Origin of the sequence: Streptomyces sp. NPDC059398 (assembly GCF_042751845.1) — a bacterium.
GTDB lineage: Bacteria > Actinomycetota > Actinomycetes > Streptomycetales > Streptomycetaceae > Streptomyces.
The window spans coordinates 51,937-65,956 of sequence record NZ_JBHYWP010000033.1 but is presented as its reverse complement, the minus strand read 5'-3'; the positions used below and the strand labels follow the sequence as shown (position 1 = coordinate 65,956).

15 protein-coding genes and 1 tRNA gene are annotated in these 14,020 nt (G+C 69.2%); 5 read left to right on the top strand and 11 right to left on the bottom strand.

Annotated elements, in window-relative coordinates:
* Positions 1-67: 67 nt before the first annotated feature.
* Both chpH and ACFXBC_RS14910 read right to left on the bottom strand, forming a co-directional pair.
* Entirely contained in the window at positions 68-301 is a 234-nt protein-coding gene (gene chpH, locus ACFXBC_RS14915) for a chaplin ChpH (protein ID WP_385023508.1), read from the bottom strand.
* A 214-nt stretch (positions 302-515) separates the two neighbouring features.
* On the bottom strand, positions 516-1,892 hold the full coding sequence (locus ACFXBC_RS14910; protein WP_385023506.1) for a M20/M25/M40 family metallo-hydrolase: 1,377 nt from the start codon (positions 1,890-1,892) through the stop codon (positions 516-518).
* 145 nt (positions 1,893-2,037) lie between these two features.
* Here ACFXBC_RS14910 and ACFXBC_RS14905 point away from each other — a divergent pair.
* Positions 2,038-2,125 (top strand) — tRNA-Leu (locus ACFXBC_RS14905).
* Positions 2,126-2,482: 357 nt separating this feature from the next.
* On the opposite strand, the gene ACFXBC_RS14900 is transcribed toward ACFXBC_RS14905, so the two are convergent.
* Both ACFXBC_RS14900 and ACFXBC_RS14895 read right to left on the bottom strand, forming a co-directional pair.
* Positions 2,483-3,478, bottom strand: a complete 996-nt coding sequence (locus ACFXBC_RS14900) for a tyrosine-type recombinase/integrase (RefSeq protein ID WP_385023504.1) — start codon at positions 3,476-3,478, stop codon at positions 2,483-2,485.
* Between the two features lie 31 nt (positions 3,479-3,509).
* Positions 3,510-3,980, bottom strand: coding sequence for a hypothetical protein (locus ACFXBC_RS14895; RefSeq protein ID WP_385023502.1), 471 nt, complete (start codon positions 3,978-3,980; stop codon positions 3,510-3,512).
* Between the two features lie 210 nt (positions 3,981-4,190).
* Here ACFXBC_RS14895 and ACFXBC_RS14890 point away from each other — a divergent pair, with 210 nt between their 5' ends.
* The gene (locus tag ACFXBC_RS14890; protein ID WP_385023500.1) at positions 4,191-4,892 is read left to right on the top strand and encodes a recombinase family protein; all 702 of its coding nucleotides are present in this window, start codon (positions 4,191-4,193) and stop codon (positions 4,890-4,892) included.
* A 73-nt stretch (positions 4,893-4,965) separates the two neighbouring features.
* Here the strand turns inward: ACFXBC_RS14890 and ACFXBC_RS14885 are convergent, their stop codons facing one another.
* The 5 genes from ACFXBC_RS14885 to ACFXBC_RS14865 form a co-directional block, all read right to left on the bottom strand.
* On the bottom strand, positions 4,966-5,520 hold the full coding sequence (locus ACFXBC_RS14885) for a GNAT family N-acetyltransferase (protein WP_385023498.1): 555 nt from the start codon (positions 5,518-5,520) through the stop codon (positions 4,966-4,968).
* Positions 5,517-6,155 (bottom strand): lasso peptide biosynthesis B2 protein, encoded by a 639-nt coding sequence (locus tag ACFXBC_RS14880; protein ID WP_385023496.1) that lies wholly within the window; start codon positions 6,153-6,155, stop codon positions 5,517-5,519. The genes ACFXBC_RS14885 and ACFXBC_RS14880 overlap by 4 nt, the downstream gene beginning before the upstream one ends.
* Positions 6,152-7,849 (bottom strand): albusnodin/ikarugamycin family macrolactam cyclase, encoded by a 1,698-nt coding sequence (locus tag ACFXBC_RS14875; protein WP_385023494.1) that lies wholly within the window; start codon positions 7,847-7,849, stop codon positions 6,152-6,154. The genes ACFXBC_RS14880 and ACFXBC_RS14875 overlap by 4 nt, the downstream gene beginning before the upstream one ends.
* Before the next feature lie 69 nt (positions 7,850-7,918).
* Positions 7,919-8,047, bottom strand: a complete 129-nt coding sequence (locus ACFXBC_RS14870) for an albusnodin family lasso peptide (protein WP_385023492.1) — start codon at positions 8,045-8,047, stop codon at positions 7,919-7,921.
* A gap of 133 nt (positions 8,048-8,180) precedes the next feature.
* Positions 8,181-8,414 carry a hypothetical protein gene (locus ACFXBC_RS14865; protein WP_385023490.1) on the bottom strand — a complete coding sequence of 78 codons (234 nt, stop codon included), beginning with the start codon at positions 8,412-8,414 and terminating at the stop codon, positions 8,181-8,183.
* Between the two features lie 108 nt (positions 8,415-8,522).
* Here ACFXBC_RS14865 and ACFXBC_RS14860 point away from each other — a divergent pair, with 108 nt between their 5' ends.
* The 3 genes from ACFXBC_RS14860 (at position 8,523) to ACFXBC_RS14850 (ending at position 13,086) form a co-directional block, all read left to right on the top strand.
* On the top strand, positions 8,523-9,779 hold the full coding sequence (locus ACFXBC_RS14860) for a helix-turn-helix domain-containing protein (protein WP_385023488.1): 1,257 nt from the start codon (positions 8,523-8,525) through the stop codon (positions 9,777-9,779).
* A 14-nt stretch (positions 9,780-9,793) separates the two neighbouring features.
* Positions 9,794-10,153, top strand: a complete 360-nt coding sequence (locus ACFXBC_RS14855) for a hypothetical protein (protein ID WP_385023486.1) — start codon at positions 9,794-9,796, stop codon at positions 10,151-10,153.
* 527 nt (positions 10,154-10,680) lie between these two features.
* Positions 10,681-13,086 (top strand): glycoside hydrolase N-terminal domain-containing protein, encoded by a 2,406-nt coding sequence (locus ACFXBC_RS14850; RefSeq protein ID WP_385023484.1) that lies wholly within the window; start codon positions 10,681-10,683, stop codon positions 13,084-13,086.
* A 57-nt stretch (positions 13,087-13,143) separates the two neighbouring features.
* On the opposite strand, the gene ACFXBC_RS14845 is transcribed toward ACFXBC_RS14850, so the two are convergent.
* Together ACFXBC_RS14845 and ACFXBC_RS14840 are read right to left on the bottom strand one after the other, a co-directional pair.
* Positions 13,144-13,500 (bottom strand): hypothetical protein, encoded by a 357-nt coding sequence (locus ACFXBC_RS14845; protein WP_385023482.1) that lies wholly within the window; start codon positions 13,498-13,500, stop codon positions 13,144-13,146.
* On the bottom strand, positions 13,476-13,934 hold the full coding sequence (locus tag ACFXBC_RS14840; protein ID WP_385023480.1) for an ATP-binding protein: 459 nt from the start codon (positions 13,932-13,934) through the stop codon (positions 13,476-13,478). Before ACFXBC_RS14840 ends, ACFXBC_RS14845 begins: the two co-directional genes overlap by 25 nt.
* Positions 13,935-14,020: the final 86 nt, after the last annotated feature.

Genomic DNA, 14,020 nt, shown 5'->3' with positions numbered 1-14,020 from the left:
CCGGTCGGGTCGGGGGCGCGCGCGGGGCCCGGCGGGGCTCCGACCCTCGCGGGTCGGAGGCACAACGTCAGACGTTGGCGCAGGTGTTGCCGAAGGCGGGGTTGAGCAGCCCGATCACGGAGACCGTGTTGCCGCACACGTTCACGGGGACGTGAACGGGCACCTGCACAACGTTGCCCGAGATCACACCGGGAGAGTGCACAGCGGCACCCTGCGCACCCGAGTCGGCGACGGCCATGCCCGCACCCGCGAGCACGAGACCACCGGTGACTGCCGCAGCGGCGACGACCTTCTTGATCATTAGTTCCTCCTAGTCGGCAAATACGGTCCAGACCGCGGACCGCACCACCTGTAACGAGGAGAACCCGGCAGAGCTACGAACCCATCGCCCCATTCACTCTTTCCGGTCGCATACGCACGTACAGCCGATTAGTTGGAATGTCGTTTCAGTACGTATCCGGTCGGCACATGGCAGCTGGCACTTGGCTGCTGGCACATGCCTGGCACTTCTCCGGTCAGCACTTGTCCAGGAAGCGGTCGAGCACCCGTACTCCGAACTTCAGACCGTCGACCGGCACCCGCTCGTCCACCCCGTGGAACATCCCGGCGAAGTCGAGCTCGGGCGGGAGCTTCAGCGGGGCGAATCCGAAGCAGCGGATCCCGAGGTCGTCGAAGGACTTGGCGTCCGTACCGCCCGAGAGCATGTACGGCACGGCCCGCGCGATGGGGTCCTCGGCCTTCAGCGCCACCTGCATGGCGTCGACCAGATCGCCGTCGAAACCGGTCTCCAGCGCCTTGTCGCCGTGCACGTCCTCGCGCCTGACCCGGGGGCCGAGGAGCTTGTCGAGGTCGGTCAGGAACTCCTCCTCGTAGCCCGGCAGGAAGCGGCCGTCGACATGGGCCGTCGCCTGTCCCGGGATGACGTTCACCTTGTAGCCGGCGCCGAGCATGGTGGGCGCGGCCGAGTTGCGCAGCGTCGCGCCCACCATCTTCGCGATGCCGCCGAGCTTGGCGAGGGTCGCCTCCATGTCCTCGGGGTCCAGCGGGGTGCCCAGCGCGTCGGACAGCTCGTCCAGGAACGAGCGCACGGTCTTGGTGACCCGCACCGGCCACTGGTGCCGCCCGAGGCGTCCCACCGCCTCGCAGAGCTCGGTGATGGCGTTGTCGGTGTTGGTCATGGAGCCGTGGCCTGCGGTGCCGTCCACCGTGAGGCGCATCCAGTGCATGCCCTTCTGCGCGGTCTCCACGAGATACAGCCGCAGGTTCTCGTTGACGGTGAACGAGAAGCCGCCGACCTCGCCGATCGCCTCCGTGACGCCCTCGAAGAGGTCCGGGTGGTTGTCCACGAGGTGGCGCGCACCGTAGGTGCCGCCCGCCTCCTCGTCCGCGAGGAAGGCGAGCACGATGTCCCGCGGGGGCTTGCGGCCGCTGCGCAGCCGGTCCCGTACGACCGCGAGGGTCATCGCGTCCATGTCCTTCATGTCGACCGCGCCGCGGCCCCACACGCAGTCGTCCACGATCTCCCCGGCGAAGGGGTGGTGCGTCCAGTCGTCGGCGTTCGCCGGGACGACGTCGGTGTGGCCGTGGATGAGGAGCGCGGGCCTCGACCGGTCCTCACCCTCGATCCGGGCCACCGTGGACGCGCGCCCCGGGTGGGACTCGAAGATCTGCGGTTCGAGACCGACCTCGGCGAGCTTCTCGGCCACGTACTCCGCGGCGGCCCGCTCGCCGGGACCCGAGTGGTCGCCGTAGTTGCTGGTGTCGATCCGGATCAGGTCACGACAGAGGTCCACGACCTCGTCCTCGCCCGAGACGGCCCGTTCCGTGCCTGTCCTGCTGGACTCGCTCACGCTGTTCCTCCCGCTGTCGCTGCTGGTGGTCCCCTGTCCCATACTCGCCCCCGCCACCCCCGGGACCCAAGCGCGGGGACCGGTCGTCATACACGGTTCACAGACCCCGGCGCGTGATCGAGCACTCCCCGATGTTTGCTATGGTTTTCCACGTCGGAACGGCCCAGGGCCGCGAGACAGACACCTTGTCCGGGTGGCGGAATGGCAGACGCGCTAGCTTGAGGTGCTAGTGCCCTTTATCGGGCGTGGGGGTTCAAGTCCCCCCTCGGACACCAGCTGAGACCCCACTTCGCGTGGGGTTTTCTGCGTTACTGGGCTGTGGCGTGACCAACCACGTGACCAACAGCCGAGCGAATCTCCTGGTCAGACCAGGGATGACAGGCCGAGCCTGTCCGCTCCGGAAGCGGCTAGCTTCCCGTGCTCCGTTCTTACGTGAGTGCCCGTAGTGGGGGCATCGTGTAGCCCGGCAAGTGGTGCCCGACGTTGGCGGAGACCTCTTCGGGGTTCTCCCTGGCCTCCAGGTCGTTCGTGACCTTGCTGTGCCGCCAGTCGTGGATGCGGAAGTCCTCGGGCAGGTGGAGCCGGGTGCGCAGGGTGCCGACACCTTCTCGGGGTCCTGGGGTCCGCCCGCCTCACCCCCGGTACAGCTTGAAGCCGTCGCGGGCGAAGACGAGGTCACTGTCCACCCACGCGGAGCCGAGCCGAGCCCGCTCCGCGTTCTGGCGTTCCCTTCGCCACTTCAGGACGTTCATCACGGACTGGTCCACGTAGATGACGGCGTTGTCGTCGCCGTCCTTGGTGAGCTTGCGCAGCCGGTAGGTGTTGCCTTCCTCGACCACGACCCAACCGAGTTCGATGGACCCCGCATCCCAGTTGATGAGGGACCACTTCATGCCGAGCGCCTCACTGCGGCGCACACCGGTAGCGGCGTACACGGTCCACAGCGGGGCGTCCCGCAGACAGTGGTGGGTCAGGCCCCCGTCGCAGGCCCGGTTGCCACACGGCTCCCACACCGTCCCCAGGAACCGGGTCGTCTGACCGTCGTCCAGGGTCGGATACCTCGACTCCTGCGCCCGGATCTGCCGGGCGGTGGGAGGGTGCGCGGTCGCGGCGGGGTTGACGGGTATCAGCTTGGGCACCGCCGCCCCCAACGCGCCGGACAAGATGTTGTGCACGTGGCGCACCGACTTGGCCCCGAGCGGCTTGCCCTTGTTGGTCGGGCACGGGCTCGTTTCCAGCAGCCGGTACAGGTCGTCAAGGGTGTCGTCGGTGACCTCGCACAGCTTCACGCCGCCGATGTGCGGCTTGATGTGCAGACGGACTTTCGTCTCGTAACCGGCCGTGGTCGTTCCCTCCTTCCTGTGGTTGCTCAGCCACTTGTCCAGCCAGTCACCGAGTTTCATGTCCGAGCGGGCGGCGACCTTGCCCGCCTCGTAGTCGGTGATCCAGACCCGGAGTGCCCTCTCCGCCGCCGTCTTGTTCTTGTACTCCCGGCCTATCCAGTAGCGCTCCTGCTTCCCTGTCGCCTTGTTGAAGTGCAGGGGCGTACGTACACCCCAGGTGTTCGCTCTGCCTGTACGCGGGATCTCCACCGGAGTCTCGCCGGGCCCGTTGCCGCGCTTGGCCACTCGGCTACTTCCCCGCTATGGATCGCGGTTGCTATCGGGCGTCCTCGGCGGTCACGCCGCCGGGCTGAATCCTCTTGAGAACGTCGTGAGCCTTGTCCGTGATCTGGCCCCCGGCCTTGCCCTCGACCTTGGTCCGAAACCCGCGCTGGCGTGCGGCTCGGAGATGGCCTTTGAGGGTGGCCTGTTTGGTTCCGGTGACTTGTTCAAGGTCCTGGATCGGGGCACGTTGCCCGACCTCCACCACGCGGACGTAGACGGCGGAGAGGAACGCCAGGTACTCGTCCGAGAGTCCCTTTGGCATCTGGCGCAGGGTGGCGGACAGGTCATCCGGCGCGGGTTCTTCGCTCGCCTGTCGCGCCAACTCTCCGGGGGTTGCCGTGACGATCTGGCGCAGGACGGTGGAGGAGATCCCGCGAGCGATCTCCTGAGGGTCGGCATCGCCGGCCGGTTCGATGCGGATCTCCTGTGGCCCTCCAGCAGCGAATCCGATGGGGCGATACAAGGGCAAACCGGGGCGCGGCAGCGCCCCGCCTGCGTAAGTCGCAGCGGCGGAAGAGTCACCAGGGAGGGGGCGGCTCCGCCGCCACAGAGCGAAGCCACTTCGACAGTGCGGCCCCGCAGAGGCCGACATCAGGAAAACCAGGCAGGAAGCCCCTGCCGTACCGGCGCGGGCAAGGTCGCAGCCAACTACCACACGGGGCGCTTCGCCCTCGTGCCCGCCTTGAAGGCGGAACTCACCGTGAAGACCCCGGCCGACCGCAACCCCGGCAAGGCATGGGCACAGGGCGCACCCGTGGCACAAGCACCCGAAGGGAAGCCGGGCGCAGCGATCCGGCTCGGCTACGCCCGGTGCTCCACGGTCGGGCAGGAACTTCAGTCCCAGTTGGACGCCCTTGCCGGGGCGCAGTACACCCGCGTGTTCTCCGAGAAGATCAGTACCCGTGTGAAGGAGCGGCCGGAGCTGGAGAAGGCCCTCACTCTGGCGCGGGAGATCAGGCAGGCCGCCCCCGGGCAAGCCGTCATCCTGACCGTGGTCGAGATGAAGCGGCTTGCCCGCAACGCGGCGGAGTTGATGTCCCTGTCCGCCACCCTCCAGGCGGACGGCATCCAACTTGAACTCCTCTCCGGTCCCCTCACGGGGGTGTACGACCCGAACGGGGCGGGAGCCATCGTCTTCGCCGTTCTCGCCGTCAGTGCAGAGGTCGAGCGGGAGGGCATCCGGGAGAAGACCTTGGAAGGCTTGGACGCTGCGGCCCGCAAGGGCAACCACGGGGGACGCCCCACCGTCGTGGACGACGACAAGCTAGCCGTGGCCCGTGCCCGGCACGCCAAGGGAGAGAGCGTCACCGCCATCGCCAAGGCGCTGGGGATCTCCCGAGCCACCCTCTACCGGCATTTCGGTGAGAGCGCCTGAGATAGGCGCACAGGGCGTTGAGGAGTGCTTCCGAGCCCTCCTCTGCCCGGGGGGTGTAGGGCCGCGAAGCTTCTCAGCTCCCCGACGCCGGGGCAGGAGGAGCCTCTTCGGCAAGGGCGTCCATCAGGAGTTCGTCACAGGGACGGCCACGCCAGTAACCCGACTGACGTAGGCGGCCAGCCGGTTTGAACCCGGCCTTCTCGTACGCCGTGATCCCGGTCGCGTTGGGCTCCAGTACCTTGAGCCAGACCATCCGCAGTGCGGCGTACTCGAACGCCCACCGCAGTGTCAGGGCCGTGGCCTCCATGGCCAGTCCCTTCCCCCGTGCTTCGGGCGCGAGCAGGATGACGTACTCGGCGGTCCGTACCGCCGGGTCGATCTGGAGAGACGTGAGGCCGACCGGGGTCCGGTCGTCGGTCGTGATGACCTCGAACTGAGGGAAGTCGCGGTTGCGCCCGGTCGCCTCCCAGCCGCCGGCACGGACCTCCCAGGACTGCGGGACCTGAGTGCCGAAGCCCAGGATGGTGCCGGGGTCGTTCTCCCACCGGTGGTAGTCGGGCAGGTGGTCACGGTCCGGCATGGCCAGGCTGACGCGCTTGCCCGGGATCAGGATGTGAGGCTCGGTCATGGGCACCCCTTCGACGTTGGCTCCGGCCCGTTGATGGGCGAGTAGTCCCCAGTCTGGTCCGGTTCCTCGACGGGCTGACCGTGAACGTCGCAGATCCAGGCATGCATCCGGATCGGATCGGTGGCCATGCCGTGCCGCCAGGCTCCGCCCCGTCCGCCTGCCGCGAGCAGGAGTGCAGCGGTCGCAGACTCCTCTAGGCACGCGACGCGGGCGGGAAAGAAGCGGGCCGCCCAGCGGACTGAACGGACCGCCAGGCTCGCATGCGCGCGGCTCGGGGGTGGCAGGGTACGGCCCATCTCCGCCAGGCGGACCAGGCGACCGAAGCGGGTACGCCTGCGTCCCAGGTGGCGCGTCGTGAGGGTGAACGCGAGGGCAACGGTTGCCGCCATGCGCCACGACCACGGTGCCAGGTCCACAGCGTCCAGGTGGGCGGACGCCTCACTGGTGCCCCATGAGGACTCGGAGGGACGGACCGTGACGGGAGGCGGTGCGTCGCCGTCCTTCAAGGAGTCGAGCCAGTGTGACAGGGGTTCGCCGGTAAGGACTACAGTCGATCCGGTGCGGTAGTTGACGACCACGCCCACCGGGCCGGTCAACGCTGTACGGGTGTGGCGGCTGGCGACGGGGATGTTCACGGCTTGCGCTCCCAGCGGACTCGTTCGGTCGTGGTCTCGTGGGCCCGTAGCCACAGCTCGGCGCCGAAGAGCGGTTCGAGGAGCCCCCAGGGGATCTCCACCCCGAGGACGGCACGCCGGAGAAGCGAACGCAGGACCGCCGGGCGCACCAGGCAGAGGTCCGCCAGGTGCCCGTCCGCCAGTTCCAGGACGGCCGCCTGGTTGGCCCGTAGTCCGTGGTGGTGGTCCACCGCGAACAGCCCCTTGGAGCCACGCCGAACGACCCTGTCCGGAAGCAGGCCGGTGACCGCATCGGTGAGCAGCGGCTTGTATCGACGGGCCGACCAGCGCTCCGAGGCGGGCACCGACAACACGGCTTCTAGGACACGGGCATCCGTGTACGGGTTGTGCATCTCGATGCCGTACGTGGCGGCAAGCTGGTTCTCCGACGCGGCTGTACGGCCGACGTAGCGCGCTTCCCTGAGTAGGTGGCGGTCGGTATAGCTGAGGCTGTCAACGTCCGTCTCGGGCGAGATGACGGACTCGGCCACGACGGTCGCCTGGTGGGTGAGCCAGGACTTCGGCAGCGCCTCGCCTGCCAGCCGACTGGGCGCCTTCCAGGCGGCAGCCACGACAGGCCAGGGGCTTGAACGGTAGAGGCGTCCCCATGCCTGGGCGTCACGCGCCAGGCGGAGAAGACGGCCCGATCGGGCGAGGTCGGCCAGGTGGACGGGGGGCGGCATGAACAAGGTGTCGCCGCCGTCCCCGGTCAGATGCACGGAGACGCCCTCCTCCGCCAGTAGGGCGAACTGGTGGCAGAGTTGTGCGATGGTCACGGCGGACGGTGCCGGTTCGTCGGTGAGGGGCAGGGCTTCCAGGTCGGTGAACGGCAGGTGTTCACGCCCCAGCGCCATGAACCGGTGCCGGATGGAGGAGAACGCATTGGCCACGTTGCGCGCGTGGTTCACGTCCCCGCCGGACTCCCGGCCCTTGGGGTGGAAAGTCACGCCCAGGACGGGCCCGCACTGTGCCGCGTATGCCGCGAGGGCGCTGGAGTCCAGGCCGCCGGACAAGTCGGAGGACGCGGCGCGCCCGGTGACCCGGATCAGCACGCCGTCCGACAGGTCGAGTCGCAACCTGTCCACGGCCTCCGGCCAGGTAGAGGGAACCGGCTGCCAGTACGGGACAGAGAAAGACGACCCATCGCGTGGGGCCGTCCAGCGGTGCCCGGGAGGTACCTGCTTCACCCCTGTCCAGGCCGAGCGCCCTGCCGCCCAAGCTGTGGGGTGTGCCAGGTGGGCCGCAAGCCAAACCGTGTCCGGCCGACTCCCCAGCAGGGAGGCCAGCGCCAAGGAACTGGACGCCCAGACCAGCGCGCCGTCGACCTCTGCCACGTACAGCGGGCAGGACCCTGCCGGGTCGGCCCACAGGCTGATCGATCCGGCCCCGTCGTCGAGAAGCAGGGCGTACGAGCCGGACCACGCCGAGGCCGCCGCGTCGAACTCTCGCAAGTCCGATGAGCGCACCAGCCTCACGAGCTGCGCGTCTGTCGCTCCACACGGTCCGAACACGGCCAGTCGTCGGCCGTCTCCGCCCCTCGCCTGGCGCACCGGAGTGCCTACGGTCCAGGCTTCCGGCCCGTGCCACAGGAAATCAGCGGTCGCCGGTCTCGGGGCCGGTGCGTGGGAGGCGATCGCCCCGCCGAACCAACGCATGCCGTCACCTCCTCTCGGAAGTGGAAGAAGGTGCGGCGGCACCCCGGGCAGGGATGCCGCCGCCGGGCGTCACGCCCCGTAGGGCGAGCGCTTGTTCTCGACGCTGGAGCTACTGCCACCCTTCGTCAGAAGCGCCGCGTCCTCCAAGGACACGACCTCCTCCGTGGGCTCGGGTTCGAGCTGGGAACGGTCCTCCATGGTTCTCATCTCCGTTCGTTACCTGCCGAGCGTGGCGGGGTGGCTTCCCCACCACGGTGGTGCTACCTCCCGGAAGCGACGTGGCCACGGGAGGGGCTTGGTTCGGATCGTCAGGTGATCCGTGCGCAGTGCGTCAGTCGGTCACTTCCTGGTCCGGCGCGGACCAGTCGGCCAGGTGCGGCGGGTGGACCTCCGGCCCCACGTGCTGGCTGGCAAGGGCGCCAAGCAGGAACAAGGTCAGGAGGTTGCCCAGCGCCCAGGTTCCGGCCAGCACGGCTCCCGACGGGTCGTGCCGTTCCCGGCGATAGCGACCGCCGGCCGCCCCTGCCTCGTGACGTGCGTTGTCCGTGTGGCCCTTCGCTGCCATGTGTGCGGCCTCTCTCCGTCCGCTCCTGTGCTGCTCTGCGACAGCTCCAAGAAAAGCGCCGGAGAGCCGTTCATCCCAGGGCCGCGCGGGACAGGAAGGGGGGCAGCCATGGGCATGGCGGAACGGCGCAGATCCCTGGGCTACAGTCAGGAACAACTGGCTGGGTTACTCGGGGTGGACCGCACGACCATCGGGCGCTGGGAGAGCGGAAAAAGCGCCCCTCAGCCGACCCAACGACCGGGCTTGGCCAATGCTCTCGAACTCGGCCGGGATGAACTGGATGCCCTTCTGGCGGAGGCGCAGAGATCCAGCCCGGAAGACGCGAGTCGAGCACCCGGTAAAGACCCGAACGCGGGAGAACCTGACGAGATGATCCGCCGCGAATTCCTCCGCATCCTCACCGTCAGCGGGGCGCTGACCGCCCTGCCGATCGATGACGCGGAAGCCCTCAAAGACGGCGTGCGCCGGGGCGCACCCGAGGACTTCGCCCGGATGAACACCCACCTATGGCAGGTCTACCAACTGGCCCGCTCCAAGGGAGCTGTCTACCCCCTGGTCCGGGACCAGCTCACCACCCTCAACGACGCCCTTGCCGGTGACACCCGGGGCAACTCCCGCCCACTGTTGAACGCCGCAGCCGATCTCTTCCAACTCGCCGGAGAGGTGGCCTTCGACGCCAACAGGTACTCCGGCGCGGCAGCCTCGTACGTCCTTGCCGCCTCGGTCAGCAAGGATGCCGGGGCCCACGACCTGTGGGCGTGCGCTCTGGTGCGTCACGCCTACGTGGACATGTCGGAGCGCCGCTACCGCCAGGCAGCACAGATCCTCGACGCCGCGCACACCTTGGCCGAGCGGGGCGACAGCGCGTTGTCCACCCGCTACTGGGTCGCCTCCGTACAGGCCGAGGCATACGCCGGACTCGGTGACCTGGTCTCCTGCGAAAGGGCCATGGACCGGGCCGAGGAAGTCACCGCTCTACCCGTCGGAAGCGTCAACGGAGGCTGGCTACGGTTCGAGGGGTCCAGGCTCGCCGAGGAGAAGGGAGCCCGCTACGTCCAGCTTGGCCGTCTCGACCTGGCGGAGGAAGCGTTGGAGGCAGCTCTCGCGCAAGGGGCCCTTTCCTCTGGCCAGTCCTTCCGGCGTAGGGGCACGGCGTTGGCGGACCTGGCCGTCATCGGTGCCAAGCGCCGGGACGCCGAGCAGGTCATCGAGTACGGCCAGGAAGCCTTGCGGCTGGCCCGCGCCTCCTCCTCCGGTTACGTCGCCCGTAGACTCCAAGCCCTGTGCGGCGAGGTCGGCCCCCTGCGTCGGGACCAGCGGGTAGCGGACCTCGGGGCGGAGATCGCCGCACTGGGCACGTCATGACGAGAGGGGTTGCCATGCCGCAGGTCGAAGGTGCACGACTGTTCAGGGAAGCGTGGGTCTCCGGGGTGCGACAGCACTTCCCGGGGGAGCCCAGGCCGGGCTATGTGACCCCGTGGGAGGACACGCCGCAGTGGGAGCGCGAGGCCGCCGGGTCCGTCTTCGACCAGGTGCGCCAGTTCATCGAGGTCAGCGACGGGCACGCGTCGCGGCTGTCCCGTGAGCAGAAGAGCCGGTTCGTGGCGACGTGCTGGACAGCGCAGATGTTCAAGCACTTTGAGGACCCCAAGCCGGGTTACGTCGCTGACTGGCCCGATCTCCCGACCTGGCAGCAAGAGACCGACGCCGACATCTTCGAGGCGATCCAGAAAGCCTGATCAAGCAGGCGAGGCGGGATGGTCACATGACCAACGCATGACCAACAGCGCCCGGAAGCCCACAGGAAACAGCAGGAAAGAACCGGAGAAGCGCCCGCCGAAATATCGCCACTCGACGGGCATTTCCCCAGTTCAGGGCAGTTGTGGGCTGGCGCCCGAGTGGAGAGTTCAAGTCCCCCTCGGACACCAGCTGAGACCCCACTTCGCGTGGGGTCTTCTGCATTTCCCGGCAGTGGCGTGACCGACCACGTGACCGACGGCCCGGAGCCTCCCCAGGTGAGGCCAGGAATGACGGGCCGAGCCCGCGCGCTCAGGAGGCGGTTGGCTTCTGTGCTCGTATCGGCCGTTTCGTACACGTCAGAGCGCTCACGTACGCCCACTGCGAATACATCGGATGGCCACCGCTCCGCCACCCCCCAACCACCCGTGAAAACCGCCCAGAACGTTGACACGCCCCCTCAGACATCGTATGTTTCCGTCGCTTCCCGAGGTGCCGTCAGGGCACATCACGTCGAAGGGACCGGTAGATGACCCATTCCCCGGAACACCCCGCACCGTCGCGTCGAAGCGTTCTGGGGGCCGCGGGCGGAACCCTCGCCGCGGGGATCGCGCTCGGTGGGTTCCGGCCGTTCACCGCTGCTGCCGCCGGGCCGCGGCGGGGCGGGCGCGGTGCGCGGCTCGTTCCCGAGTCGGCTGCCACCGTGCTGCGTTACCCCGCTCCGGCGGACGAGGACCTGATCATCCAGCAGGGGCTGCCCATCGGGAACGGCCGGACGGGCGCGCTGCTGACCGGTGGTCCCGCGCACGACGTCCTCTATCTCACCGATGCCACCCTGTGGACCGGCGGCCTCAACGACAGCCTCCAGAGCGACGGTCAGTTCCCTTACGGAGTGGACGACTTCGGCAGCTTCACCCTGCTGGCCAAGGTGTCCGTCGACCTTCCGGGCCATGAGCCGTCCGCCGTCACCGGCTACCGCCGCACCCTCGACCTCAGCAACGGGCTCAGTACGGTCACCTACCGGCTCGGCAGAGTCACCTACCGGCGCGAGGTCTACGCCAGCCACCCCGACGAAGTCGTCGTCGTCCGCCTCACCCAGAGCGGCGGGGGCCACTGCACCGGCTCGCTCTCCCTCGGCGGATGGCACGGCGAGAGCACCGCGGCGGACGGTGCCGGCCGTACCGTGTCGTTCGCCGGCGCCTTCCCCAACGGGCTGACGTACGCGGCGGCGGCCGGCGTCACCAGCAGCGGCGGCGCCGTGGCCGTCAAGGGCGACGCCATCGTCTTCGACGGATGCTCCGAAGTGCTGGTCGTCATAGCCGGCGGTACGAACTACGCGCCGGACCCCGCGACCGGCTACCGGAACCCTGGCGCGGACCCGCACGCCATCGCGGCCGGCCGGCTGCGCGCGGCGGCGCGGGCGGGCGGCGCCGCGCTGCTCGGCGCCCATCTCGCCGACTACCAGCCGCTGTACAGCCGGATGACGGTCGAGCTCGGCAGGTCGACCGAGACGCAGCGCTCGCTCGACACCTGGGCCCGCCTCACCGCGCTCGGCGCCGACGGCGCGCCGCCGGACCCCGAACTGGAAGCCGCCTACCTCCAGTTCGGCCGCTATCTGATGATCAGCGGTTCGCGCGACAGTGTGCCGCTCAACCTCCAGGGGCTGTGGATCGACCGGACCGACCCCGACTGGATGGGCGACTACCACACGGACATCAACGTCCAGATGAACTACTGGCTGGCCGACCGCGCCGGTCTCTCGGACTGCTTCGGGCCCTTCCTGGACTACTGCCTGGCCCAGGTGCCGTCCTGGACGCGTACGACCGCCAGAAGGTTCAACGATCCGCGCAACGGTTTCCGCAACTCCAGCGGGAAGGTCGCTGGCTGGACCACCGCCATCTCCACCAACGTCCACGGCGGAATGGGCTGGTGGTGGCATCCGGCGGGGAACGCCTGGCTCTGCAACTCGCTCTGGCAGCACTACGAGTACACCCAGGACCGCACCGAGCTGAAGAAGATCTACCCGCTACTCAAGGGCGCCTGCGAGTTCTGGGAGGCCCGGCTGGTCAGCACCTCCGTCACCGACCCGGACACCGGCGTGTCCCGGCAGGTCCTGATCGACGACAGCGACTGGTCACCGGAGCAGGGACCGACCGACGCCAAGGGCATCACCTACGCCCAGGAACTCGTCCGGGACCTCTTCGCCTCGTACCGCACGGCGGCCGCACTGCTCTCCAGGGACGCCGGGTACGCGAAGACCGTGGCCGGGCTCCAGTCCCGCCTCTACCTGCCGAGGGTCAGCCCGCAGACCGGCTGGCTGGAGGAGTGGATGACCCCGGAGAATCTGGGCGAGACCACGCACCGGCATCTGTCACCGCTGATCGGTCTCTTCCCGGGCGACCGGATCACCCCCGGGGAGAGCCCGGCCGAACTGGTCACCGGGGCCCGCAATCTGCTCACGGCACGCGGTATGTCGAGCTTCGGCTGGGGCTGCGCCTGGCGCGCGGCGAGCTGGGCACGGCTCAAGGACGCCGACCGGGCGTACCGGTTGGTCCGTACGGTCATGGCGCCGTCCACCGGTGCCACCAACGGCACCTCGCAGAACCTCTTCGACATGTACGACCTGGGGTCGCGTGCCACCCTGCAGATCGACGCCAACTTCGGCACCCCGACCGCGATGATCGAGATGCTGCTCTACTCCAGGCCCGGGGTGATCGAGCTGCTTCCCGCACTGCCGGACGCCTGGGCCGCGGCCGGCCGGATCACCGGCGTCGGTGCGCGCGGCGGTGTCACCGTCGATCTGGAGTGGCGCGCCGGGAAGGTGACCCGCGCGGTGCTGCGCTCCTCGGTCAGCACGGTGACCGAGGTGCGGGCCGGCGGGTGGCGGCGGACCGTACGGCTGCGGCCGGGGCGGACGGTCACGCTGCGGCCGTAGCCGGCCCGCTCCGGAGCACGGCGAGCCCGCCGGCTCCGGAGCCCCGGACCGGGGGGCTCAGGCCCACTCCGGCACTTCGCCCATGAGCTGGCACACCATGAGGTACAGCGGGATCGGCGGGGTGTAGGGCAGGGAGTCCTGCGGCCAGTGGAGCAGCCGGGGACGGGCCGCCGGGACATAGGCGCCGGGCGCGTAGCGCACCCGCTCCGGCCAGGCGAGTTCATGGTCGGAGCCGGAGGGGACGATCCACCACCACCAGTCGTCGTCCGCGAAGACACAGCCGGGCTTGGGCAGCCTGGCGAGGAGCCGGAACCCGTGGTGTTCGGGTACGCCCACCGCGTCGCAGCCGAGGGGTGTCGAGAGGGTAGGGACGCGCGCCAGCGCATTCCTCAGCACGGCCGCCCCGCGTGGCACTCCAGCTCCGCCCAGACCAGCCGCCCCGGCCCGTGTGCCGCGTCGCGGACGCCCCAGGCGCTGCTGACGGCGTCGACGAGCAGCAGTCCGCGGCCGTGCTCGCCCTGCGGCGAACGGCAGAGCTGCGGTCCCGCGGCGGCGTGCCCCTGGTCCTGTATCGCGATACGCAACTGTCCCCTGTCGTCCCGCAGCTCGCAGGCGATGTGGTCGCCCGCCGTGTGCACGACCGCGTTGGTGACCAGTTCCGAGACGATCAGCAGCGCGGTGTCGCTGGCGTCCTCCGAGAAGTCCCAGCAGGCGAGCCGGTTCCGGGTCAGGCGGCGGGCGCGGGCCACGGAATCGGTGCGTGCAGGTAATTCGAATGCGTACCGCCGTACGTCGCTTCCGGGGCACTGGTCGATGAGCTGGGGGATGAGCGCGGTACCTGGAGCCACAGCCGAAATCCTCACGGTGGGGTACGGCGACTGCCGCACCATCCCCCATGGGTATGCGCCAGTCGCGTGAACTGGTTCACCCGTCT

Bases quoted from the DNA above. Each gene is read 5' to 3' on its own strand.
- chpH (WP_385023508.1), bottom strand. From the start codon at position 301: ATGATCAAGAAGGTCGTCGCCGCTGCGGCAGTCACCGGTGGTCTCGTG.
- ACFXBC_RS14910 (WP_385023506.1), bottom strand. From the start codon at position 1,892: ATGGGACAGGGGACCACCAGCAGCGACAGCGGGAGGAACAGCGTGAGC.
- ACFXBC_RS14885 (WP_385023498.1), bottom strand. From the start codon at position 5,520: ATGACCGAGCCTCACATCCTGATCCCGGGCAAGCGCGTCAGCCTGGCC.
- ACFXBC_RS14875 (WP_385023494.1), bottom strand. From the start codon at position 7,849: ATGCGTTGGTTCGGCGGGGCGATCGCCTCCCACGCACCGGCCCCGAGA.
- ACFXBC_RS14870 (WP_385023492.1), bottom strand. From the start codon at position 8,047: ATGGAGGACCGTTCCCAGCTCGAACCCGAGCCCACGGAGGAGGTCGTG.
- ACFXBC_RS14865 (WP_385023490.1), bottom strand. From the start codon at position 8,414: ATGGCAGCGAAGGGCCACACGGACAACGCACGTCACGAGGCAGGGGCG.
- ACFXBC_RS14860 (WP_385023488.1), top strand. From the start codon at position 8,523: ATGGGCATGGCGGAACGGCGCAGATCCCTGGGCTACAGTCAGGAACAA.
- ACFXBC_RS14855 (WP_385023486.1), top strand. From the start codon at position 9,794: ATGCCGCAGGTCGAAGGTGCACGACTGTTCAGGGAAGCGTGGGTCTCC.
- ACFXBC_RS14850 (WP_385023484.1), top strand. From the start codon at position 10,681: ATGACCCATTCCCCGGAACACCCCGCACCGTCGCGTCGAAGCGTTCTG.